Genomic DNA, 22606 nt, shown 5'->3' on the forward strand with positions numbered 1-22606 from the left:
CCAGAATTAGGTTGGCGTAGGCGGCTCGACAAGGCTTGAGCACGCATACTGGATTCGCTTCTAGCCACTCTTCTATGAGTTGTAGGACAAGACAGGCTGTCCGGCAACTAGCAGAGGTGCCCTGTAAGGCGCAGACGGTACTCCCATCCGCCGGGCGTTTCAAGGGTACGCCGATGCCCGCCGCTGCTCTTTACAGGCTAAAGAGCCGGGAGTTATAAAAACCCTTTGAACCGCAACGCAATGGAAGGATGCAGGTATGACCTCAACGCCTACGGACTACAGCGAGAAACGCGACTTCATACGAATGCGGGTAGATGCGGGTGTCAGCCTCATCCATGCGGACCAGGTCGTGGCCGCCACCTGCCTGGACCTCTCCAGCAGCGGCATGCAGATCCAGTCGCCTCGTCAGTTCAAGGTGGGCGACAACCTCGAGGTGCATATCGACTCCGAGCACCCTGCGCTCCAGGGCCTGCAGGCCAGCACCGAAGTGGTGTGGATCGCCGACCAGCCCCAGGGCCAACAAAAACTCGGCCTGCGCATCATCAAACTGATCTGAATCCGCAGCACAAAAAAAGGCGACCCAGGGGTCGCCTTTTTCAACATCGCACTACTTAAAAGTCGTCGACGACTTCGCCGTCTTTGACTTTGAACTCGCGGTTTTGCAGATAAGCGTTGCGAATGAACACGTATTTGTCGCCGCTGATCATCTTTTCTGCCGACAGCAGGCTGGCGCGCGTGTCGACCACATCCACGGCGAATGCCGTATTGCGGGTCGGCACGTGGTCGATGTAGCGGTAGGGTTCGGTGTAGGTATCCGGGTACTTCGCAATGGCATCACGCACGGTGCTTGGGCCGAGCAATGGCAGCATCACGTAAGGGCCGCTGCCCACGCCCCAGTAGCCCAGGGTCTGGCCGAAGTCTTCATCGTTGCGCTGCAGGCCCATCTTGGTGCCGACATCGAAGAAGCCGGCCAGGCCGAAGGTGGTGTTGACGATCAGGCGTGCCGTGTCGACGCCGGCGGCGTGCGGTTTGAGCTGCAGGACGTTGTTGGCAAGGTTGGTCACGTCCCCCAGGTTGCGGAACATGTTGTGGATGCCGTCCTCAAGGAACTGCGGGGTAACTGCCTGGTAACCCTTGGCCAGCGGCTTGAGCGCATAGGTGTCGACCGTGTCGTTGAACCTGAAGATCGGGCGGTTGATGCTCTCCCAAGGATCTTCCTCGGTGGCCGCCTGGGCCGCGCCGGCCGACGCCAGCAGCAGGCTTGCACAGACACAGGCCCGCGCCATCCGATCGATCACATCTGTACCGATCCTACGCATAGAGTTACTCCTTGACAGTCACAGCACCAGACGCCAAGCGCCTGGCGTTTAAAAGGAAACAAGTATAAAGGGTCTTTCCGTGATAACCAGCCTGACACAAATGAGGTCATGAAAATGTGAACATCTGTTTCTTGGCAACGTAACCAGAGCGTAACAACCCCAGCGTAGCCTGCAGGTTATTTCAGGGATGTTTCCATGCCAGACTCCCCCGCCTTTACCGCTCTACTGTTCGGCCTGCGCGGCTGTCTCGTCGACGTGGACAAGCCATCGAACTTCCCGCACCCCACCCCCGGCGCCCTGCAAACCCTCGACTGGCTGAATCAGCAGCAGGTGCCTTGCGCCTGGCTGGACGAGTTAAGCGGCGCCGACGCCGAGCACATGGCCAGGCCATTGCCTGACTGGATCAAAGCCCAACACCGCGCCCCAGCGCCATGGCCGGCGCCAGACGCCTGCTGGCAGGCACTGATGACCCTCAAGACCCGCACACTGGATGGCTGCGTGCTGGTCAGCGGCGAGCCGCGCCTGCTGCAATCGGGGCTCAACGCCGGCCTGTGGACCATCGGCCTTGCCACTTGCAGCTCGCTGTGTGGCGTCGACAGCCAACAGTGGCAAGCGCTCAGCCCCCAGGAGCAGGAACGCAAGCGTGGCAAGGCCACCCTGCAATTGTTCGCGCTGGGCGTGCATTCGGTGATCGATCACCTCGAATCGCTCAGCGACTGCCTGACCGATATCACCCAGCGCCGGCTCAAAGGCGAAAAACCCTGACGCAGGGCCCTTGATCCGGGTCATGCAAAGCGACGGGCAGTGGATTACTCTAATAGACACGACAGGGACCTTTCGCCCACAGGCGGGGTCCATGACTGTGCCTAATCACAAAGGGAGATCACCCATGCCTGCCCGCGAACTGCTAGAGCAACTCAACGCCCTGCGCGAGCAACTGGAGCAAAACCCGCCGCTCTCGGAAGAAGAGCGCGTCCACCTGCATGAGTTGATGCAGCAGATCGAGGCCAAGATCGAACTGGAGGCCGTTACACCGGACAACAACCTGGTCGACGGCGTCAACCTGGCCGTGGAGCGCTTTGAAGTCGATCACCCCGGCCTGACCGCCACCTTGCGCAACATTGTTCAGAGCCTGCAAAGCATGGGCATCTGAACCCGGCTGCAAATAAAAAGCCCCGTTCTTGAACGGGGCTTTTTCGTTACTGGCGAACCAGGCGCAGGTTCGGCAGCGTCACCACTTCGGTGCTGCGGTATGGGTTGATGTCCAACCCGCCACGTCGCACATAACGGGCGTAGACCGTCAGGAACTCGGGGTTGAGCAAGCGCTTGAGATCCAGGTAGATCCGCTCGACACACTGCTCGTGGAAATCCGCATGCTGGCGGAAGCTGATCAGGTAGGTCAGCAGGCTGGCATGATCCAGCGCCGCGCCGCGGTAATGCACGGTAACGCTACCCCAGTCCGGCTGGCCGGTGACCGGGCAGTTGGATTTGAGCAGGTGACTATGCAGGGTTTCTTCGACAATGCGGCTGTTGTCGCAGCGCAGCAGTTCGGGTTGAGGCTGTTCGTAGTTGCTGATGCTTACATCCAGGTCGTCGATGCACACACCCGGCAAGGCAACCACGCCCTGCCCTTCGACCTCGGCCAGGCTGCGAATCTGCACGCTCACCGGTTTGCCGGCGGCAGCGGACAGGTCCTTTTCAAGGCAGGCCTGCAGCGCACCGTACGACTCGAACACGGTCTGATTCAGCGAGTTCAGGTACAGCTTGAACGACTTGGATTCGATGATGTTCGGCGAATCGGCAGGAATGGCGAACTCACCAATAGCCACCACCGGCTTGCCCGAAGGCAGCAGCCAGGACAGCTCGAAGCAGTTCCAGAAATCCACGCCCTGCCAGGGCAGGGTCTGGGCAGTGACGCCCAGCTCGGCCCATTTCGCGGCGCGAGGGATCGGGAACAGCAGCGATGGTGTGTAAGTGGCGATGTATTCGCTGGATTTACCCAGCGGGGAATGTTCGGCGGCGGGATGCATGGCTCAAACCTGAAGGACGAAAATGCGCCTAGTTTATCGGGTTTGTGCCATGCATTGGGTATCGGGCTGTTATTGGCCGATGGTCAGCTTGCCGACCATGCCAGCCTGGTAGTGGCCCGGCACGTTGCAGGCAAACTCGATGGGGGTGGATTCGCTGAAAGTCCAGGTCAGCTCGCCACGCTTGCCGGGCTCGACCATCACGGTATTGGGATCGTCATGCTTCATGCTGCCGCCGTGCGGCATGGCGCCGTGCCCCATGGCGGCATGGTCCATCTGGCCCTGCATGGCGATCATTTTTTTCTGGTGCCTGGCATGCATGACGGCATCGCCGAGGCTGAACTCATGTACTACCGCGCCCTTGTTGATCAGCACGAAGCGCACGGTTTCACCGGCCTTGACCTGCAGACTGCGCGGCTCGTAGTACATATCACCCATGACGATTTCCACGGTGCGGTCGGCCTTGGCAGCGGATGCAGGCGCGCCAAAGGCGTAGGAATGTGCCGGTGACGCCAGGGTTGGCAGGCTGAACAGCGCCAGGGCGCCAGCAAATAAAAGGTGTTTCATGTCAGGCCCACTCCAGGGTTGCGGCAAATCAGGCTTCACTGTAGAAAACCGGCGCTGGCAGCTACCTGACAAAAAGATTACAACTTTGTCAGCTTGGCCACCCGCAACGCCCGGCGCGGTATAACCACCCGGCAACCCACGTCCAAGAGCCACGCGATGAAACTGCTGATCGTCGAAGACCAGACCAAAACCGGCCAGTACCTGTGCCAGGGCCTCAGCGAAGCAGGCTTTGCCACCGAACATGCCGCCGACGGCAATACCGGCCAGCACCTGGCCCTGACGGGCGACTACGACCTGCTGATCCTCGATGTGATGCTGCCCGGCCGCGATGGCTGGCAGATCCTGCAGGCCGTGCGCGCCGCCGGCCTTGAGATTCCGGTGCTGTTTCTCACCGCTCGCGATGCCGTGGAAGACCGCGTACACGGCCTGGAGCTGGGCGCTGACGATTACCTGGTCAAACCCTTTGCCTTCTCCGAGCTGTTGGCACGGGTACGCAGCCTGCTGCGCCGCGGCAGCAACCCTACCCAGGAAACCAGCCTGGGCCTGGGCGACCTGCGCCTGGACCTGATTCGCCGCCGGGTGGAGCGTGCCGGTCAACGCATCGACCTGACCGCCAAGGAGTTCGCTTTGCTCGAGCTGCTGCTGCGCCGCCAGGGCGAAGTGTTGCCAAAATCATTGATCGCCTCGCAGGTCTGGGACATGAATTTTGACAGCGACACCAACGTCATCGAAGTGGCCATCCGCCGCCTGCGCCTGAAAATAGACGACAGCCACGAACACAAGCTGATCCACACCGTGCGTGGCATGGGCTACGTACTCGAAGAGCGGGCGGCCTGATGCGTCGATTGTCCCTGGGCAGTCGCCTGGCACTGCTGTTCGCCGCGTGTACCGCAGCGGTGTCACTCACCGCTGGTGTGCTGTTCAGTCGCGCCAGCGAAATCCATTTCATCGAGCTGGACCAGCAACTGCTCAACAGCCGGCTGTCGGTGCTGCGCCAGATGCTCGAGGGTGTCCACGATGCAGCCAGCCTTGCCCCGCGCCTGAGCGACCTGCAATCGGAGCTTAGCCATCAGGCGGACCTGGCCGTGCGTATCCGCGGCAAGGATGGCCAGCTCTTGTTCGACAGCCAGGCAGGCCTGCCGGAGTCACCCCAGGTACCGGGCCTGAGCACCCTGCACAGCACCAGCAGCGACTACCGCAGTTTGTGCGTGAATCTCGACAGCAGCGATCCGACATCCGCCCAACTGACCCTGTTTCTCGACATCACCCACCACCAGCACTTTCTCCAGCGCATGCAGCAGCTGATCTGGCTGACTGTCGGCCTCTCGGCCCTGGCCACGGCATTGCTCGGTGCCTGGGCGGCACGCAGTGGCCTGCGTCCGCTGCGGCAAATGGGCGAAGTGGCCTCCAAGGTGTCGGCACGTTCGCTGACCACCCGATTGCCCGAGGGGCAAATGCCGCTCGAACTGGAGGAACTGGCGCAAACCGTCAATGCCATGCTCGAACGCCTGGACGACGCCTTCCAGCGCCTGTCGGCGTTCTCCGCCGACATTGCCCATGAACTGCGCACCCCACTGTCGAACCTGCTCACCCACACCCAGGTCACCCTTACCCGCCCCCGCGACCTGGATGAGTACCGTGAAGCCCTGCACAGCAACCTTGAGGAGCTGCAGTGGATGGCACAACTGGTCAACGACATGCTCTACCTGGCCAAGGCCGACCATGGCTTGCTGATGCCCAGCCGCCAGCAGCTGGACCTGGCTGAAGAAGCTGACGCGCTGATCGAGTACTACGCACCCCTGGCCGAAGATGCTGGCGTCACACTGGCGCGCAACGGCAACGCCAGGCTGGAAGGCGACCGGCACATGCTGCGCCGGGCCCTGTCGAACCTGCTGGACAATGCGTTGCGCTTTACCCCGGCCGCCGGCGAGATCCGCGTGGGTATCGAGGTGGAAGGAAGGCAGGTGCGCCTGCAGGTCGCCAACACGGGCAAGCCCATTGACCCCGCATTGCTGCCGCGCTTGTTTGATCGCTTCTACCGGGCCGATCCGGCGCGGCGTGAAGGCAGTAGCGAACATGCGGGGTTGGGACTGGCGATTACCCGTTCGATCGTGCAGGCCCATGGCGGGACGATCCGGGGAGAGTCTGGTGAGGGATGGACACGGTTTGTGATTGAGTTGCCGACAGGCTAAATGCATCGCGGGGCAAGCCCACTCCTACCTGAACCGGTAGGAGCGGGCTTGCCCCGCGATCAACCGCAAAGCTTCAGTCGTAACGCAAAGCGTACGCCGGCTCTACCTGCGATGCGCGCCAGGCCGGATACAGCGTCGCCAGGAAGCTCATGACCAGGCCCGCACTGCAGATCAGCGCGACGTCGCCCCACTGCAGCTCCGACGGCAAACTACTGATGAAGTACACATCGGAGGTGAAGATGTGCTGGCCGCTGACACGCTCCAGCCAGCCGACGATCTGGCTGACATTGAGCGCGGCGATCACCCCGAGCACGCCACCGATCAAGGTACCGACGATACCGATCAAGGTCCCCTGGACCATGAAGGTGCCCATGATCTGCGCCGGTGTCGCGCCGATGGTGCGCAGGATCGCGATGTCCGCCCCCTTGTCGTTCACCACCATGATCAGCGTGGCAATGATGTTGAACGCAGCCACGGCGATGATCATCAGCAACAACAGGCCGATCATGGTCTTTTCCATTTTCATGGCACTGAACAGGCTGCCCTGGGTGTGCGACCAGTCATCGGCGCGGTACTGGTCACCCAGTTCGGCGGCAATGGCCTTGGACACCTGCGGCGCGCTGTACAGATCCTTGAGCTTGATCCGCACGCCCTGCACCTGGCCCGGTTGCCAGCGCTGCATCTGCGCGGCATCGGCCATGTGGATGTAGGCCATGGAGCCATCCAGTTCGGCCCCCACCTTGAACACGCCCACCACATTCAGGCGCTGCATGCGTGGGGTAATGCCGCCGGGTGCGCTGCTCACTTCCGGCACGATCAGGGTCAGCTTGTCGCCGACGTTCAGGCGAAAGCGCCGGGCGGTGATCTCGCCGATCACCACCCCGTATTCCCCCGGCTCCAGGTTCTGCAGGCGACCCTGCACGATGTGCTGGCCGACGATCGAGACCTTGCCCTCTTCGGCCGGGTCGATACCGCTGACCTGAATGGGCTGCATGGCCCCTTTGTAAGAGAGCATGCCTTCCATTTCGGTCAGCGGTGCTGCAGCGATCACTTGCGGGTTCTTCAGTGCCGCCTCGGCTGCTGGCCGCCAGTCGCCCAGCGGTTGAACACCGAGAATGCTGGCATGAGGGACCATGCCCAGGATGCGCGAGCTCATTTCACGCTGGAAGCCGTTCATCACCGACAACACCACGATCATCGCCAGCACACCCAGGGACAGGCCGATCATCGAGGTCATGGAGATGAACGAGATGAAATGGTTGCGGCGCTTGGCGCGGGTGTAGCGCGCGCCGATGAAGATAGACAAGGGTCTGAACATGAACGGAAGCACCCAGGTAAAGAAAAGAAACAAGGTGCCCGCCGACTGCGGCGGGCACTCAACACGCCCAGATCAGATCGGCACCAGGTGCCCGTCTTCGAGGCGCAGCACACGGTCCATCTGGCGCGCCAGATTGAGGTCGTGGGTCACGACCAGGAAGGCCGTTTGCGAGGCGCTGCTCAGTTCCTGCATCAGGTCCTGGATGCCCTGGGCGGTGTGATGGTCGAGGTTGCCGGTGGGCTCATCGAGCATCACCAGGCCTGGGCGATTGACCAGGGCGCGGGCGATGGCCACGCGCTGACGCTCGCCGCCAGACAACTCGGCCGGCTTGTGCGTCAGGCGATGCCCCAGGCCCACACGCTTGAGCAGCGCTTCAGCGCGCTCGCGGGCTTCAGGAATGGCGGTACGCCCGATCAGCAGTGGCATGCACACGTTCTCGAGCGCCGTGAATTCCGGCAACAGGTGATGGAACTGGTAGACGAAGCCCAGCGCGCGGTTGCGCAACAGGCCACGGGCACGCTCGTTAAGCGCCGACAGTTCTTCACCGGCCAGCCAGACACTGCCCTGGGTTGGCGTATCGAGGCCGCCGAGCAGGTTGAGCAAGGTACTTTTGCCCGAGCCCGAACTGCCTACGATGGCAACCCGCTCGCCGGGATGCAGCTCCAGCTGCAAACCGGACAACACCTGTACCGACTCCGGGCCTTCCTCGTAGGACTTGCCCAGGTTGCGGCAACTCAGCACTGCTTTATCACTCATGCCCAACTCACTCATAACGTAGCGCCTCCGCAGGCTGGGTGCGTGCCGCACGCCAGGCCGGATACAAGGTGGCGAGGAAACTCAGGACCAATGCCGCACCGCACACCATCCACACATCCTCGGCCATGACCTGGGACGGCAGGTAGTCGATGAAATAGACGTCGGCATTGAGAAACTTGTGGCCGATCAGGGTCTCGATACCGGCAATCGCAGCGCTGACATTGAGCGCGGCAAAGATGCCGACCAGCGCGCCGATCAAGGTGCCGACCACACCGATCACCGTGCCCTGGACCATGAAGATGGCCATGATCTGCCCGGGGGTCGAGCCCAGGGTACGCAGGATGGCGATGTCGCCCTTCTTGTCGTTGACCACCATGACCAGGGTGGAAATGATGTTGAACGCCGCCACGGCAACGATCAGCAGCAACAGCAGGCCGATCATGGCCTTTTCCATGCGGATCGCCTGGTACAGGTTGCCGTGGGTGCGGGTCCAGTCACGGGCATAGAACTCTTGCTCACCCAGGTTCTGGGCGATATCCCAGGCAACGCGCGGGGCCTGGAACAGGTCGTCGAACTTCAGGCGCAGGCCCTGGACCTGGTCCGCCTTCCAGCGGTGCAGGCGCGACAGGTCCGAAAGGTTGGTCAACCCCAGGTAGCCGTCGATTTCACCGGCGCCCACATGGAAGATGCCCACCACGGTAAAACGCTTCATGCGCGGGAACATGCCGGCCGGGGTCACGGTCACCTCGGGGGCGACGAAGGTCAGCTTGTCGCCGATGCCGACGCCCAGCTTGGCCGCCGCCTTGTCACCGATCATGATGCCGAAGTCGCCCGGGGCCAGGTCATCGAGCTTACCCTCGCGGACGAAATTGTCGATGATCGATACCTGCCGCTCCTGGGCAGGATCAATGCCATTGAGCAGTACCTTCTGCACCTTGCCCTCATGGGTGAGCAAGCCTTGCATCTGGGTAAAAGGCGCGACGGCTACTACCCGGGGGTTCTGCTTTACTTTATCGGCAAGGGCGGGCCAGTTGTTGAGCGGCTGGCCGGTTTCCAGGGTGGCATGGGGCACCATGCCCAACACCCGGGTGCGCATTTCATGATCGAAGCCATTCATGACCGACAACACCACGATCATCACCACCACGCCCAGGGCGAGGCCGATCATCGAGGTCAGGGAAATGAACGAGACGAAGTGGTTGCGACGCTTGGCACGGGTGTAGCGCGTACCAATGAATACGAAGAGAGGTCTGAACATGTCGGGGCTTGTTCGGGTGAAAGAGGAACGTCCTTGTGGCGGGGCTTGAATAGCAGCTTTACACTCAGACCACCGCCGCTACCATGGGTTCGCCATGTCGACACTAGATGAAGAAGATCGCCGCGAATACTACCGTATCGAGGACCGGATCGCACTGGAAATTAGCCCCCTGAGTGGCGCTGAAGCCCTTGACACAGACTTGTTGCAAGATGATTCCCCGCTGTTCAACCTGCTCAGTGAACTGCACCTGAGCGAGTTTGAATCCCAGCACCTGCTGCGCCAGCTCAGCGACAAGGATCGCGTCCTGGCGGCGTTCCTCAAGGCCCAGAACAAACGCATCGACCTGCTCAGCGCCGTGGTTGCCCAAACCCTGCTCGGCCAGCTCAACGCACCGCAAGCTGTCGTATTGTCCGAAGGTGGTATCGAGTTCACCCAGGCCCAGCCCATTGCCGCTGGCAGCCGGATTGCCGTGAAGATGGTGCTGATGCCCCAGGCCCTGGGTCTGCTGCTGCGTGCCAGGATCATCCATTGTGACCAACGGGCCGACGGCCATTACGAGGTGGGCAGCGAATTCATCGACATGACCGACGCCCAACGCCAGTTGCTGGCCCGCTACATCCTGCAACGGCAAGCGCAACAACGTCGCCAGGCGCTGGAACAATCCAACCCGAGCGCTTCCTGAGTTTCACTCTTTCTTGAAGGAACAAACGTGACCCAGATTTATGGCCACCGCGGCGCCAAGGGCGAAGCCCCCGAAAACACCCTGACCAGCTTCCAGCAGTGCCTTGGGCACGGCGTGCGTCGCTGCGAACTGGACCTGCACCTGTCGGCCGACAACGAGCTGATGGTCATCCATGATCCCAGCCTCAAGCGCACCACCGGCCGACGCGGCAAGGTGGTCGAGCACAACGCTGCAGACCTTGTAACCTACGATGCACGCAAGGGTGGCCCGGGCTGGGTATCCCCCTGCCCCATTCCGCGCCTGGAACAATTGTTCGAGAAGTGCGACTTCGAGCACTGGCAGCTTGAAGTCAAGGTCGCCTCGCGCACTCGCGCCGCTACCACCGTGCTGGCCATTCGTGAATTGGCCCAGCAGTTTGGCCTGCTCGACAAGATCACCATCACCTCCAGCTCACGGGAAGTGCTGGGCGCAGCACTCGAGCTGACGCCGGATATCTCGCGGGGGCTGGTGGCCGAGTACGCCTGGCTCGACCCACTGAAGGTCGCCCAGAACTATGGCTGCAATCTGCTGGCATTGAACTGGACACTGTGCACCCCGGAACGCCTGATGAAAGCACAGCGCCAGGGATTGCACGTGTCGGTGTGGACCGTCAACGAGCCGGCGCTGATGCGCAGGCTCGCCGACTTCGGCGTAGACAGCCTGATTACAGACTTTCCCGGTTTGGCCAGCGCCACTCTCGAGAATCGCTGAAATCGGTCTCCCCGGCCGGCTCAGGCCACCGGCCGGAGCCGCTCAAAAAAGCCGGTTGAGGCCGTCGTAGGCCGCTACCCGATAGGCTTCGGCCATGGTCGGGTAGTTGAAGGTGGTGTTGACGAAGTACTTCAGGGTATTGCGCTCACCCGGCTGATCCATGATCGCCTGACCGATGTGGACAATCTCCGAAGCCTGGTAGCCAAAGCAATGCACGCCGAGGATTTCCAGGGTTTCGCGGTGGAACAGGATCTTCAGCATGCCTTGCGGCTCACCGGCAATCTGCGCCCGTGCCATGCCCTTGAAGAAGGCCTTGCCCACTTCGTAAGGCACCTTCGCCTGAGTCAGCTCCTGCTCGTTCTTGCCGATCGAGCTGATCTCCGGAATGGTGTAGATACCGGTCGGCACATCATTGACGAAGCGCCAGCTACCGTTGTCGACGATGCTGCCAGCGGCCGAGCGACCCTGGTCGTGGGCGGCACTGGCCAGGCTTGGCCAGCCGATCACGTCACCCGCGCCGTAGATGTTCGGCACGTGGGTACGGTAGTTCTCGTCGACCTCGATCTGGCCACGGCTGTTGACCTTGATGCCGATGTTTTCCAGGCCCAGCCGGTCGGTGTTGCCCGTACGGCCGTTGCACCAGAGCAAGGCGTCGGCCTTGATCTTCTTGCCGGATTTCAGGTGCAGGATCACACCGTTGTCCAGGCCTTCGACGCGCTCGTACTCTTCGTTGTGGCGAACCGTGATGTTGTTGTTGCTGAAGTGGTAGCTCAACGCCTGGGAGATTTCCGAGTCGAGGAAGCTCAGCAGTTGACTGCGGTTGTCGACCAGCTCCACCAGCACGCCCAGACCACTGAAGATCGAAGCGTATTCGCAGCCGATGACACCGGCGCCGTAGACGATCAGTTTGCGCGGGGTGTGACCGAGGCTGAGGATGGTGTCGCTATCGTAGATACGCGGGTGGTGGAAGTCGATGTCGGCCGGGCGATACGGGCGCGAACCGGTGGCGATGATGATGTGCTTGGCCACCAGCTTTTCCACCACGCCATTGGCGCAGACGACTTCGATGGTCTGCTCGTCGGCGAAGCTGCCAGTACCGAAGAACACGTCGACACGGTTGCGGGCGTAGTAGCCGGTGCGCGAGGCAACCTGCTTGGAAATGACTTTTTCGGCGCTCTTGAGCACGTCGGGGAACGAGAACCAGCGCGGCTCACCAATGGCCCGGAACATCGGGTTGGTGTTGAACTGCATGATCTGGCGGACCGAGTGACGCAGGGCCTTGGACGGGATGGTGCCCAGGTGGGTGCAGTTACCGCCGACCTGGCGACGGCTATCGACCATCGCCACCTTGCGTCCTGCTTTGGCAGCATTCATTGCCGCCCCTTCTCCTGCGGGGCCGGAACCCAGCACCACTACGTCGTAGTTGTAGACAGCCATGCGTACTCCTTCAGAACAGGCCCGGTCGCCACATTGGCGAGCGGGGCTAGATCATGTCGCCAGCGGCGCCATGAAAAAATTCGGGTGCAGTCTAATCAAGCTTGAACGCCGCGCACATTAACCCTTGGTCGCGTCGTAGGCTATTTTTCTCTGCACTACATGCAATTCATCGCGGGGCAAGCCCGCTCCTACCGGGGTGGACGGGCTTGCCGTGCGATGCTTTTCAATCTTTTACTATCGCCTGCTCGAACGCCGGGGTGGCTCGGGACACAAAGCCATCGGCAACGCGGGTCACGAACACGGCGGCAAGCTGATGCTTCAGGGCAAAATCCCATCCCTGCTCCGGCCCGAGAATCAACAACAGCGTCGAGTAACCATCGGCCATGAGTGTCGAGCGGTCGAACACGGTCACCGCCGCCAGGTCATGCCTGACCGGCTTGCCCAGCCGTGCATCGAAGGTATGTGAATAGCGCTGGCCATTCTCCTCGAAATAATTGCGATAGTCACCGGAGGTGGACACGCCAAAACCATCCACCGACACCACCTGGCGAGCAATCTGGCGATCGTCGCGCGGAATCTCCAAGGCAATCTTCCAGGCACTGCCATCAGGTTTTCGCCCCAGCGCCTTGAGCTCACCGGTGACTTCGACCAGTAAATTCGCGATGCCGAGCCCTTTTAGCCGCGCCACCAGGACATCGACGGCATGCCCGGCGGCGATGCTGTTGAAGTCCACCTCCACCGCTTCATCCTTGCACAGCTGCTCGCCCACTATGCGCAAATGCCCATGCCCGACACGCTGACGAACCTCGGCCAATGCCTGGGCAGTGGGGACTTTCTCTTCTCTCGACTGCGGCCCGAAGCCCCACAGGTCAAGCAGCGGCTCCACCGTCAGGTCGAACGCACCCTTGCTTTGCTGCGACAGCTGTTCGCCAATCGCAACCAGCTCCAGCACATCAGCTGGCATCCACTGACAGCTATTGGCGGGCAGGCGGTTGAACAGCTCGATCATCGAATCGCTACGGTAGGTGGAAAACCGCTGGTCCACCCCGTCGAGCACCTGCTCCACTTCACGCTGGACCTGCTGCGGTGTTGGCCCATCGACCGTGCGCACGTACTGCACGGTAAAGCTGCTACCCATGGTCGGTCCGCTGACGCGCTCCAGCGACGCCGTTGGCGAGCAGGCCGCAAGGACCAGCGCCACGCCGATCAGTAACCCTCTGCGCATTCGTCCTCCTGGATCATGGGCGAAAAAAAACGGGAACCCGAAGATTCCCGTTTTTTGATCACGCAGTGAAGCTTAGCGTGGGAAGGCAGGCGGGTTTACACCGGCCATGTCTTCCATTACGCGCACAACCTGGCAGCTGTAACCGAATTCGTTGTCGTACCAGACGTACAGGACAACACGGTTATCGTTGCAGATGGTGGCTTCGGCATCGACCACGCCCGCGTGGCGCGAACCGACGAAGTCGGTGGAAACCACTTCCTGGGAGCTGACGTAATCAATCTGCTTGTGCAGATCCGAGTGCATGGCCATCTGGCGCAGGTACTCGTTGATTTCTTCGCGGTTGGTGGCCTTTTCCAGGTTCAGGTTCAGGATGGCCATCGACACGTTCGGCGTTGGAACGCGGATCGCGTTACCGGTCAGCTTGCCCTTGAGCACTGGCAGTGCCTTGGCGGCTGCGGTGGCAGCACCGGTTTCGGTGATAACCATGTTCAGCGGCGCGGCGCGGCCACGACGGCTGCCCTTGTGGAAGTTGTCGATCAGGTTCTGGTCGTTGGTGAACGAGTGAACGGTTTCGACGTGGCCATTGATGATGCCGTACTTGTCGTTGACAGCCTTGAGCACCGGCACGATGGCGTTGGTGGTGCAGGAGGCCGCCGAGACGATCTTGTCGTCAGCGGTGATGTCAGCATGGTTGATACCGTGCACGATGTTCTTCAGCGCGCCCTTGCCAGGTGCGGTGAGGATAACGCGGGCAGCGCCCGGGCAGGCCAGGTGCTGGCCCAGGCCGTCGGCGTCACGCCATACACCGGTGTTATCGACAATCAGCGCGTTCTCGATGCCGTACTGGGTGTAGTCGACTTCGGACGGGCTCTTGGCGTAGATAACCTGGATCAGGTTGCCGTTGGCGGTGATGGTGTTGTTTTCTTCGTCGATGGTGATAGTGCCATCGAACGGGCCGTGAACCGAGTCACGACGCAGCAGGCTTGCACGCTTGACCAGATCGTTCTCGGCGCCTTTGCGCACGACGATGGCACGCAGACGCAGGCCGTCGCCACCACCGGTTTTTTCGATCAGGATGCGCGCCAGCAGACGGCCGATACGACCGAAGCCGTACAGTACAACGTCGGTGCCTTTGCGAGCCGAAGCGTTCTGCTGACCAACCACGTCAGCCATTTCTTCGCGAACGAACTGCTCGGCGCTACGACCGTTGCCTTCGAGCTTGAACTTGTTGGCCAGCTTGCCCAGGTCGACCGAAGCGGCGCCCAGTTTCAGCTCGCTCATCGCCTTGAGCAGCGGGAATGTCTCGTGGACAGAGAGTTCGGTTTCGTCTGTTTGGCGATGACGGGCAAAGCGGTGCGCTTTGAGGATCGAGATCACCGAACGGTTGATCAGGCTGCGGCCATAGATCGAGCTCACCACATTGTTATTGCGGTAGAGCTGACCGATAAGCGGGATCATCGCTTCTGCAAGTGCTTCACGATCAATCCACTCACCAAGACACTGGTCGGGCTTCTGAGTCACGGGAACCTTCCACATGTAGGGACAGAAAAAAGGGGCTACATTATGACGCCCCGCGGCCCATCGAGCAATGAGCGCCTGTCGCTGATGCTCCACTACATGGATTTAGCCTGCGCAAACCTGACAGCACGGGCCTGCGCCCGGTACAATTGGCGTCTTTGTCGCAACGCTTGGAGCTCGACCTCCCGTGCCTGTTCTGCGTCTACCGCACCTGCCGGCCACTGCCGGCAAACAAACCTGGGGCAACCTGCCGGGCGCCGCCCTGAGCCTGGCCATCGCCGAGGCAGCCAGCGCCGCCAAGCGCTTCACCCTGCTACTGACCGCCGACAGCCAGAGCGCTGACCGACTCGAGCAGGAGCTGCGTTTTTTCGCGCCCGAACTGCCCGTGCTGCCCTTCCCCGATTGGGAAACCCTGCCCTACGACCTGTTCTCGCCGCACCAGGACATCATCTCCCAGCGCATCTCCAGCCTGTACCGGCTGCCGGAGCTTGATCACGGCATACTCGTGGTGCCGATCACCACGGCCCTGCACCGCCTGGCGCCGACGCGTTTCCTGCTCGGCAGCAGCCTGGTGCTGGACATCGGCCAGAAGCTCGATGTCGAGCAGATGCGCCTGCGCCTGGAAGCCAGCGGCTACCGCTGCGTCGACACGGTCTACGAGCATGGCGAGTTCGCCGTCCGCGGCGCGCTGATCGACCTCTTCCCCATGGGCAGCAAACTGCCCTACCGGATCGACCTGTTCGACGACGAGATCGAAACCCTGCGCACCTTCGACCCGGAGACCCAGCGCTCGATCGACAAGGTCGACTCCGTACGCCTGCTGCCGGCCCGCGAGTTCCCGCTGCAAAAGGACGCCGTGACCCAGTTCAAGGCGCGCTTTCGCGAGCGCTTCGACGTCGACTTCCGCCGCAGCCCGATCTTCCAGGACCTCTCCAGCGGCATCACCCCGGCGGGTATCGAGTATTACCTGCCACTGTTCTTTGAAGAAACGTCAACCCTGTTCGACTACCTGCCCCAGGACACCCAGGTGTTCTCGCTGCCGGGCGTGGAACAGGCTGCCGAGCACTTCTGGAGCGATGTGCGCAATCGCTATGAAGAGCGCCGCATCGACCCGGCACGGCCGTTGCTGCCGCCAGCCGAACTGTTCCTGCCGGTGGAAGACTGCTTCGCCCGGCTGAAAAACTGGCCGCGGGTAGTGGTCAGCCAGGATGACTTGGACAGCGGCCCGGGCCGCGAACGCTTCCCCGCCCAGGCATTGCCGAACCTGGCCATCGAAGCCAAGGCCAACCAGCCTCTGGCAGCACTCTCGGGCTTCCTCGACCAGTTCCCTGGGCGCGTGTTGTTTACCGCCGAATCGGCGGGTCGCCGCGAGGTGCTGCTGGAGTTGCTCGAACGCCTCAAGCTGCGCCCGCAGACGGTCGACAGCTGGAGCGCCTTCGTTGCCGGCAAAGCGCGCCTGGCGATCACCATCGCGCCGCTGGACGAAGGCCTGTTGCTTGACGACCCCGCCATTGCCCTGGTCGCCGAGAGCCCGCTGTTCGGCCAGCGAGTGATGCAACGCCGGCGCCGGGAAAAACGCAGCGACGGCAACAACGATGCGGTCATCAAGAACCTCACCGAGCTGCGCGAAGGCGCGCCGGTGGTGCATATCGACCACGGCGTGGGCCGCTACCTGGGCCTGGCGACCCTGGAGATCGACAACCAGGCCGCCGAGTTTCTCACCCTCGCATATGCCGAGGGCGCCAAGCTCTACGTGCCGGTGGCCAACCTGCACCTGATCGCCCGCTACACCGGCAGCGATGACGCCCTGGCACCGTTGCACCGCCTGGGCTCCGAGGCCTGGCAGAAGGCCAAGCGCAAGGCTGCCGAGCAAGTGCGCGACGTCGCCGCCGAGCTGCTCGACATCTATGCCCGCCGCGCGGCGCGCAAAGGCTATGCCTTCGCCGACCCTTCGGCCGACTACGCCACCTTCAGCGCCGGCTTCCCGTTTGAAGAAACACCCGATCAACAAAGCGCCATCGAAGCGGTTCGCGACGACATGCTGGCCGCCAAGCCCATGGACCGCCTGGTCTGTGGCGACGTCGGCTTCGGCAAGACCGAAGTCGCCATGCGCGCCGCCTTCATCGCCGTGCACGGCGGTCGCCAGGTGGCCATCCTGGTACCCACCACCCTGCTCGCCCAGCAGCACTACAACAGCTTTCGCGACCGCTTCGCCGACTGGCCGGTGACCGTCGAAGTGATGAGTCGCTTCAAGTCGCCCAAGGAAGTCGCCACCGCCGTCGCCGACCTCGCCGAAGGCAAGATCGACATCGTCATTGGTACCCACAAGCTGTTGCAGGACGACGTCAAGATCAAGGACCTTGGCCTGGTGATCATCGACGAGGAACACCGCTTCGGTGTGCGCCAGAAAGAACAGCTCAAGGCCTTGCGCAGCGAGGTCGACATTCTCACCCTCACCGCGACGCCGATTCCGCGCACCTTGAACATGGCCGTCGCCGGCATGCGCGACTTGTCGATCATTGCCACCCCGCCAGCGCGACGCCTGTCGGTGCGCACCTTCGTCATGGAGCAGAACAAGAGCACGGTCAAGGAAGCGCTGCTGCGTGAGCTGCTGCGCGGTGGCCAGGTCTACTACCTGCACAACGATGTGAAGAGCATCGAAAAATGCGCCGCCGACCTCGCCGAGCTGGTGCCCGAAGCCCGTATCGGTATCGGCCACGGGCAGATGCGCGAACGCGAACTCGAACAGGTGATGAGCGACTTCTACCACAAGCGCTTCAACGTGCTGATCGCCTCGACCATCATCGAGACCGGCATCGACGTACCCAGCGCCAACACCATCATCATCGAGCGGGCCGACAAGTTCGGCCTGGCCCAGTTGCACCAGTTGCGCGGCCGGGTCGGGCGCAGCCACCACCAGGCTTACGCCTACCTGCTCACCCCGCCACGCCAGCAGATCACCCCAGACGCCGAAAAGCGCCTGGAAGCCATCGCCAACACCCAGGACCTGGGCGCCGGGTTTGTGCTGGCCACCAACGACCTGGAGATCCGCGGCGCCGGTGAGCTGCTCGGCGAAGGCCAGAGCGGCCAGATCCAGGCGGTCGGCTTTACCCTGTACATGGAAATGCTCGAGCGCGCGGTCAAGGCCATTCGCAAGGGTACCCAGCCCAACCTCGACCAGCCCCTGGGCGGCGGCCCGGAAATCAACCTGCGCCTGCCGGCATTGATTCCCGAAGACTACCTGCCGGATGTACATGCGCGACTGATCCTGTACAAGCGCATCGCCTCGGCGGTGGACGAAGACGGCCTCAAGGACCTGCAGGTGGAAATGATCGACCGCTTCGGCCTGCTGCCGGAGCCGACCAAGAACCTGGTGCGCCTGACCCTGCTCAAGCTGCAGGCCGAAAAGCTCGGCATCAAGAAGGTCGATGCCGGCCCCAACGGCGGCAAGATCGAGTTCGAGGCCCAGACCCCGGTCGACCCACTGGTGCTGATCAAGTTGATCCAGGGCCAGCCCAAACGCTACAAGTTCGAAGGCGCCACCCAGTTCAAGTTCATGGTGCCGATGGAGCGCCCGGAAGAACGCTTCAACAACCTCGAGGCGCTGTTCGAGCGCCTGACCCCACAATCTGCGTGAAGGAAGATCCATGCGTGCCATTCGCTGCCTGCCCCTGCTGCTGGCCTTGTTCGCTCCGGCGGCCTTCGCTGAAAGCGTTTATCAGGTCGAAATGATTCTGGTGCGGCAGAACGCCGTGCCGGCAATTACCAGCCAGTTTGCCCCCGAAGACTGGAGCAACGGTGCACAGGCGCCTGCCGAAGGCGATATCCGCCAGCCCGTGATGACCGATGAGGCCGCCAAGCTTGCCGCCGACCCGAGCCAGTACACCGTACTGCTGCACAAGGCCTGGCAGCAGGATGCCGGCGCCGTGGCCATCAGCGAAGGCAAGGAGCAGTTCGGTCAATTCCCCATCGAGGGCAACCTGAGCGTGACGGAAGATCGCTTCATCGCCGTCGACGCCAGCTTCTGGGTCAACCAGTTCGACAGCAACGGCAGCGTGATCCAGAGCGAGCAGCTCAAGCAGAGCAACAGCACGGTAAAGAACGGCGAACTGACCTTCCTGGACGGCGGCCACCTGGCGCTGCTGCTGAAAGTGACCGCCAACCGGCCAGTCAGCGCCCCCGCTCCTGCGCCGGAGATGATGGAGCAGTAGCCTGATGCCGAAAACACTGCGACAGGTGCTCAAGGACAGCGACTGGACCCTCGCCTTCAACCCCAGGACGCTGGAGAGAGGGTCCAAATATGCCGAGCAGCACCGGGTAACGGTCATCTCCTTGGAGGACAACACCCTTACCTCGGCCTGTCGCGGCTCGGGCGGCAACGTCTATACCCAATTCATCAGCGTGAGGCACGCCAAGCACGCGTCTACGTTCAACGCCGACTGCACCTGTCCGGTCGGCTTCGACTGCAAGCACTGCGCAGCTGCCTTGTACCACCTGATGGAGCTCCGCGAACAACAGACGGATTCGCAACAGACTGACGGCGATCAGCTAAGCCCTGCGCTGGAGCGCTGGCTGGAAGATCTGGCGACATCGGACTCCGATGCCGAAAAGCCCGCCGAGCACAGTGCGCGCACCCTGATGTACAGACTTGAGTTCCAGCCATCGGGCACCGCCACCATCACGCCGTACAAATGCAAGCGCCTCAAGGATGGCCGCCTCTCAGACCTCAAGCCGGTCCTGTATCCGCACGAAATACTGCGACAAAACCCGAGTTACCTGCTGGAAAGCGACGCCAAATTTTTACGCATGGCGGTTGCCAGGGCTGCCTCCGGCGCCTTTTCGAGTGGCGTGAAACTTGAAAGCAGCGAAGGCGCCGAACTGCTTGAACACGCACTTGGCACCGGACGCTTGTATCTACCTGCGGACGAAGTACCGCTCGAACCAGGCCCGACCCTCACGGGCGAGTTTCGCTGGGAAAAACTCGATAGCGAACACTACAGGGGGTGCTGGTACCACCAGGGCAAGATGCTCAAGCTGGTACTGGCGCTGCAACCGCTGTACTACGTTGATGCGGCACAAGGCCAGGTTGGCCTGCTCAGCCACGACTATGATGAAATGATTGCCTCCTCCCTCACCCTGGCGCCGTTGGTGCCTGAAAGCCAGGTGGTCAGTTTCAGCCACCGGATCCAGACCCTCAACCGGCAGATCCCCACCCCTAGAACATTGAGCGAGACAATCATCGACGGTATTGCCCCCACGCCCCACCTGATTCTGGGCAGCCACGAGTTCAGCGCTTATGTGCCGCAATCGGGGAGGATGCAACGCCAGCACCAGCATCGCGCTGCACTTTCCTTTGTGTATGACGGCGTTCGCGCCAGCGGCCGCCAGGGCACGGAAGTCACCCGCCTTGACGGCTATACCAACCAGCGCATCCAGCGCCAGGCTGATGCCGAAAAGCTGATTCGCCTGGAACTGCTGCGCCTGGGCTTCAAAGTGGCCACCCGCCAAAGCAAGGCCCTGCCGGAGAGCGCAGGCGAGCTACTGGAACTGGCAACCGAAGGCGCCTGGCTCCGCTTCATGCTCAATGACCTGCCAACCCTGCGTGAGCAAGGCTGGGAAATCGAATACACCGACGATTTCGCCTTCAATCTGGCCGAAGTAGACAACTGGTACGCCCACATCGACGAGGCCAGCGGACGTGACTGGTTCGACCTGGAAGTGGGTATCGAGGTCAATGGCCAGCGCCTGAGCCTGCTGCCTATCCTGCTGAACGTGCTGCGTGCCCACCCGGAACTGCTCAACCCCGCCCAACTGAACAAGCGGCGCGACGACGAAAGCCTGCTGGTGCAGATACCCTCCCCACAGGGCGAGGTACGCCGCAACCTGCAAGTGGCGCTCCTCTATGGCCGGCTGAAGCCGGTTTTGGCGACACTGGGCGACTTCTACCTGCGCGAACCGGGTGAAGCCAGTGTGCGCTTGCCAACGCTTGACGCCACCCGCCTCAACGCCCTGGAAGACCTACCGCTGGACTGGCAAGGTGGCGACCAGGTGCGCAACCTGGGCGAGCGCCTGCGTGATATCCGCCGACAGCCGGCTCAGGCCCCGGAAGGCCTGAACGCCACGCTGCGTACGTATCAGCTGGAAGGCCTGAGCTGGATGCAGGCGCTGCGCGAGCTGGAAGTGGGTGGAATCCTCGCCGACGACATGGGCCTGGGCAAAACCCTGCAGACCCTGGCGCACCTGCTGACCGAGAAGAACGCCGGCCGCCTCACCCGCCCGGCCATGGTGGTGATGCCAACCAGCCTGATCCCCAACTGGCAGGACGAAGCGGCGCGCTTTGCCCCCGCCTTGCGCGTGCTGGCCCTGCAAGGCCTCGGGCGGCGCAAGCAGTTCGACAAGCTGGAAGACTATGACCTGCTGCTGACCACCTACGCACTGCTGCCCAAAGACCTGGAACACTTCAAGGGCTTGAAGCTGCATGTACTGATCCTCGACGAAGCCCAGTACATCAAAAGCCCGGGCAGCAAGGCGGCCCAGGCCGCGCGCCAGCTCGAAGCCCGCCAGCGCCTGTGCCTGAGCGGCACGCCGCTGGAAAACCACCTGGGCGAGCTGTGGTCACTGTTCCACTTCTTGCTGCCGGGCTGGCTGGGCGATGCCAAGGCCTTCAACCGCGACTACCGCACCCCCATCGAGCGCCAGGGTAACAACGAGCGCCTGCAACACCTCAACGCGCGGATCAAACCCTTCCTGCTGCGCCGCACCAAGGAGCAGGTGGCCACCGAGCTGCCGGCCAAGACCGAGATGATCCACTGGGTCGAGCTCAGCGATGCCCAGCGCGATGTCTACGAGACCATGCGCCTGGCCATGGATCAGAAAGTACGCGCCGAGATCACCCGCAAAGGCGTCGCCCGCAGCCAGATCATCATTCTTGAAGCGCTACTGAAACTGCGTCAGGTCTGTTGCGACTTGCGCCTGGTCAACAGCGAGGCATCGACGGCCCGCGGCGCCCATTCGGGCAAGCTCACCAGCCTGATGGAGATGCTCGAAGAACTGCTTGCCGAAGGACGCCGGGTGCTGCTGTTCTCGCAGTTCACAAGCATGCTGCGCCTGATCGAGGTCGAGCTTGAGCAGCGTGGTATTGCCTACTCCCTGCTGACAGGCGAAACCCGTGATCGCCGGGCGCCGGTGCAGGACTTCCAGAACGGCCGGCTGCAGATTTTCCTGATCAGCCTCAAGGCCGGCGGCGTGGGATTGAACCTGACCGCTGCCGATACCGTGATCCATTACGACCCCTGGTGGAACCCGGCTGCCGAGAACCAGGCCACTGACCGTGCGTATCGTATTGGCCAGGAGAAGCCGGTGTTCGTCTACAAGCTGATCACCCGAGGCACGGTGGAAGAGAAGATCCAGCAACTGCAGCAGGAGAAGTCCGCGCTGGCGGCAGGGGTGCTGGACGGGCGCCAGGCGGGGGATTGGCGCTTGGCAGCAGAGGACATTGATGCGTTGTTTGCCCCCTTGCCTGGCACTCGCAAGGGCACGAAAGCCGGTTGAACGCAT

At 62.1% G+C, this 22606-nt stretch carries 19 protein-coding genes; 10 read left to right on the plus strand and 9 right to left on the minus strand.

Annotation, left to right across the window (positions count from 1 at the left end):
• Positions 1 to 256: 256 nt before the first annotated feature.
• Positions 257 to 556: a PilZ domain-containing protein gene (locus U9R80_RS18905; RefSeq protein ID WP_301841617.1), complete on the plus strand. Its 300-nt coding sequence runs from the start codon at positions 257 to 259 to the stop codon at positions 554 to 556.
• 55 nt (positions 557 to 611) lie between these two features.
• Here the strand turns inward: U9R80_RS18905 and U9R80_RS18910 are convergent, their stop codons facing one another.
• Positions 612 to 1319, minus strand: coding sequence for an MlaA family lipoprotein (locus U9R80_RS18910; protein WP_301841618.1), 708 nt, complete (start codon positions 1317 to 1319; stop codon positions 612 to 614).
• Positions 1320 to 1514: 195 nt separating this feature from the next.
• Between U9R80_RS18910 and U9R80_RS18915 the strand changes: the two genes are divergently transcribed.
• Both U9R80_RS18915 and U9R80_RS18920 read left to right on the plus strand, forming a co-directional pair.
• Positions 1515 to 2084, plus strand: a complete 570-nt coding sequence (locus tag U9R80_RS18915; protein ID WP_301841619.1) for a phosphonoacetaldehyde phosphonohydrolase-related protein — start codon at positions 1515 to 1517, stop codon at positions 2082 to 2084.
• Positions 2085 to 2208: 124 nt separating this feature from the next.
• The gene (locus U9R80_RS18920) at positions 2209 to 2472 is read left to right on the plus strand and encodes a DUF4404 family protein (RefSeq protein WP_301841621.1); all 264 of its coding nucleotides are present in this window, start codon (positions 2209 to 2211) and stop codon (positions 2470 to 2472) included.
• 46 nt (positions 2473 to 2518) lie between these two features.
• On the opposite strand, the gene queF is transcribed toward U9R80_RS18920, so the two are convergent.
• Both queF and U9R80_RS18930 read right to left on the minus strand, forming a co-directional pair.
• A complete protein-coding gene (gene queF, locus U9R80_RS18925; RefSeq protein ID WP_301841622.1) occupies positions 2519 to 3349 on the minus strand; it encodes an NADPH-dependent 7-cyano-7-deazaguanine reductase QueF in 831 nt (276 codons plus the stop codon).
• Positions 3350 to 3418: 69 nt separating this feature from the next.
• A complete protein-coding gene (locus U9R80_RS18930; protein WP_301841623.1) occupies positions 3419 to 3913 on the minus strand; it encodes a cupredoxin domain-containing protein in 495 nt (164 codons plus the stop codon).
• 156 nt (positions 3914 to 4069) lie between these two features.
• Between U9R80_RS18930 and U9R80_RS18935 the strand changes: the two genes are divergently transcribed.
• Together U9R80_RS18935 and U9R80_RS18940 are read left to right on the plus strand one after the other, a co-directional pair.
• Positions 4070 to 4750 (plus strand): heavy metal response regulator transcription factor, encoded by a 681-nt coding sequence (locus tag U9R80_RS18935; protein ID WP_301841624.1) that lies wholly within the window; start codon positions 4070 to 4072, stop codon positions 4748 to 4750.
• Positions 4747 to 6105, plus strand: a complete 1359-nt coding sequence (locus U9R80_RS18940) for a heavy metal sensor histidine kinase (RefSeq protein WP_301841753.1) — start codon at positions 4747 to 4749, stop codon at positions 6103 to 6105. The genes U9R80_RS18935 and U9R80_RS18940 overlap by 4 nt, the downstream gene beginning before the upstream one ends.
• A 73-nt stretch (positions 6106 to 6178) precedes the next feature.
• Here the strand turns inward: U9R80_RS18940 and U9R80_RS18945 are convergent, their stop codons facing one another.
• The 3 genes from U9R80_RS18945 to U9R80_RS18955 form a co-directional block, all read right to left on the minus strand.
• Complete coding sequence (locus U9R80_RS18945) at positions 6179 to 7423, minus strand: lipoprotein-releasing ABC transporter permease subunit (RefSeq protein WP_301841625.1); 1245 nt, start codon at positions 7421 to 7423, stop codon at positions 6179 to 6181.
• Positions 7424 to 7495: 72 nt separating this feature from the next.
• Entirely contained in the window at positions 7496 to 8179 is a 684-nt protein-coding gene (gene lolD, locus U9R80_RS18950; protein WP_177431073.1) for a lipoprotein-releasing ABC transporter ATP-binding protein LolD, read from the minus strand.
• Positions 8180 to 8186: 7 nt separating this feature from the next.
• Complete coding sequence (locus U9R80_RS18955; RefSeq protein WP_301841626.1) at positions 8187 to 9437, minus strand: lipoprotein-releasing ABC transporter permease subunit; 1251 nt, start codon at positions 9435 to 9437, stop codon at positions 8187 to 8189.
• A gap of 94 nt (positions 9438 to 9531) precedes the next feature.
• Here U9R80_RS18955 and U9R80_RS18960 point away from each other — a divergent pair, with 94 nt between their 5' ends.
• Entirely contained in the window at positions 9532 to 10119 is a 588-nt protein-coding gene (locus tag U9R80_RS18960; protein WP_301841627.1) for a PilZ domain-containing protein, read from the plus strand.
• 27 nt (positions 10120 to 10146) lie between these two features.
• A complete protein-coding gene (locus U9R80_RS18965) occupies positions 10147 to 10869 on the plus strand; it encodes a glycerophosphodiester phosphodiesterase (RefSeq protein ID WP_301841628.1) in 723 nt (240 codons plus the stop codon).
• 42 nt (positions 10870 to 10911) lie between these two features.
• Here the strand turns inward: U9R80_RS18965 and sthA are convergent, their stop codons facing one another.
• The 3 genes from sthA to U9R80_RS18980 form a co-directional block, all read right to left on the minus strand.
• Positions 10912 to 12306, minus strand: a complete 1395-nt coding sequence (gene sthA, locus U9R80_RS18970; protein ID WP_301841629.1) for a Si-specific NAD(P)(+) transhydrogenase — start codon at positions 12304 to 12306, stop codon at positions 10912 to 10914.
• Between the two features lie 223 nt (positions 12307 to 12529).
• Complete coding sequence (locus U9R80_RS18975) at positions 12530 to 13531, minus strand: FAD:protein FMN transferase (RefSeq protein ID WP_301841631.1); 1002 nt, start codon at positions 13529 to 13531, stop codon at positions 12530 to 12532.
• Between the two features lie 72 nt (positions 13532 to 13603).
• Positions 13604 to 15067 carry a glyceraldehyde-3-phosphate dehydrogenase gene (locus U9R80_RS18980; RefSeq protein ID WP_301841632.1) on the minus strand — a complete coding sequence of 488 codons (1464 nt, stop codon included), beginning with the start codon at positions 15065 to 15067 and terminating at the stop codon, positions 13604 to 13606.
• A 169-nt stretch (positions 15068 to 15236) separates the two neighbouring features.
• Here U9R80_RS18980 and mfd point away from each other — a divergent pair, with 169 nt between their 5' ends.
• The 3 genes from mfd to U9R80_RS18995 are packed head-to-tail and all read left to right on the plus strand — an operon-like array spanning position 15237 to position 22600.
• Positions 15237 to 18686 carry a transcription-repair coupling factor gene (gene mfd, locus U9R80_RS18985; protein WP_301841633.1) on the plus strand — a complete coding sequence of 1150 codons (3450 nt, stop codon included), beginning with the start codon at positions 15237 to 15239 and terminating at the stop codon, positions 18684 to 18686.
• A 10-nt stretch (positions 18687 to 18696) separates the two neighbouring features.
• Positions 18697 to 19260: a CsiV family protein gene (locus U9R80_RS18990; protein WP_301841634.1), complete on the plus strand. Its 564-nt coding sequence runs from the start codon at positions 18697 to 18699 to the stop codon at positions 19258 to 19260.
• A gap of 4 nt (positions 19261 to 19264) precedes the next feature.
• Complete coding sequence (locus tag U9R80_RS18995) at positions 19265 to 22600, plus strand: DEAD/DEAH box helicase (protein ID WP_301841635.1); 3336 nt, start codon at positions 19265 to 19267, stop codon at positions 22598 to 22600.
• The last annotated feature ends 6 nt before the right edge of the window (positions 22601 to 22606 follow it).

This window comes from Pseudomonas sp. JQ170C (genome assembly GCF_035581345.1).
In the GTDB taxonomy this organism is placed as follows: Bacteria; Pseudomonadota; Gammaproteobacteria; order Pseudomonadales; family Pseudomonadaceae; genus Aquipseudomonas.

What these genes read in the sequence shown, in the direction of transcription:
- U9R80_RS18905 (WP_301841617.1), top strand. Translation starts at nt 257, where the DNA reads ATGACCTCAACGCCTACGGACTACAGCGAGAAACGCGACTTCATACGA.
- U9R80_RS18910 (WP_301841618.1), bottom strand. Translation starts at nt 1,319, where the DNA reads ATGCGTAGGATCGGTACAGATGTGATCGATCGGATGGCGCGGGCCTGT.
- U9R80_RS18915 (WP_301841619.1), top strand. Translation starts at nt 1,515, where the DNA reads ATGCCAGACTCCCCCGCCTTTACCGCTCTACTGTTCGGCCTGCGCGGC.
- U9R80_RS18920 (WP_301841621.1), top strand. Translation starts at nt 2,209, where the DNA reads ATGCCTGCCCGCGAACTGCTAGAGCAACTCAACGCCCTGCGCGAGCAA.
- queF (WP_301841622.1), bottom strand. Translation starts at nt 3,349, where the DNA reads ATGCATCCCGCCGCCGAACATTCCCCGCTGGGTAAATCCAGCGAATAC.
- U9R80_RS18930 (WP_301841623.1), bottom strand. Translation starts at nt 3,913, where the DNA reads ATGAAACACCTTTTATTTGCTGGCGCCCTGGCGCTGTTCAGCCTGCCA.
- U9R80_RS18935 (WP_301841624.1), top strand. Translation starts at nt 4,070, where the DNA reads ATGAAACTGCTGATCGTCGAAGACCAGACCAAAACCGGCCAGTACCTG.
- U9R80_RS18945 (WP_301841625.1), bottom strand. Translation starts at nt 7,423, where the DNA reads ATGTTCAGACCCTTGTCTATCTTCATCGGCGCGCGCTACACCCGCGCC.
- lolD (WP_177431073.1), bottom strand. Translation starts at nt 8,179, where the DNA reads ATGAGTGATAAAGCAGTGCTGAGTTGCCGCAACCTGGGCAAGTCCTAC.
- U9R80_RS18955 (WP_301841626.1), bottom strand. Translation starts at nt 9,437, where the DNA reads ATGTTCAGACCTCTCTTCGTATTCATTGGTACGCGCTACACCCGTGCC.
- U9R80_RS18960 (WP_301841627.1), top strand. Translation starts at nt 9,532, where the DNA reads ATGTCGACACTAGATGAAGAAGATCGCCGCGAATACTACCGTATCGAG.
- sthA (WP_301841629.1), bottom strand. Translation starts at nt 12,306, where the DNA reads ATGGCTGTCTACAACTACGACGTAGTGGTGCTGGGTTCCGGCCCCGCA.
- U9R80_RS18975 (WP_301841631.1), bottom strand. Translation starts at nt 13,531, where the DNA reads ATGCGCAGAGGGTTACTGATCGGCGTGGCGCTGGTCCTTGCGGCCTGC.
- U9R80_RS18980 (WP_301841632.1), bottom strand. Translation starts at nt 15,067, where the DNA reads ATGTGGAAGGTTCCCGTGACTCAGAAGCCCGACCAGTGTCTTGGTGAG.
- U9R80_RS18990 (WP_301841634.1), top strand. Translation starts at nt 18,697, where the DNA reads ATGCGTGCCATTCGCTGCCTGCCCCTGCTGCTGGCCTTGTTCGCTCCG.
- U9R80_RS18995 (WP_301841635.1), top strand. Translation starts at nt 19,265, where the DNA reads ATGCCGAAAACACTGCGACAGGTGCTCAAGGACAGCGACTGGACCCTC.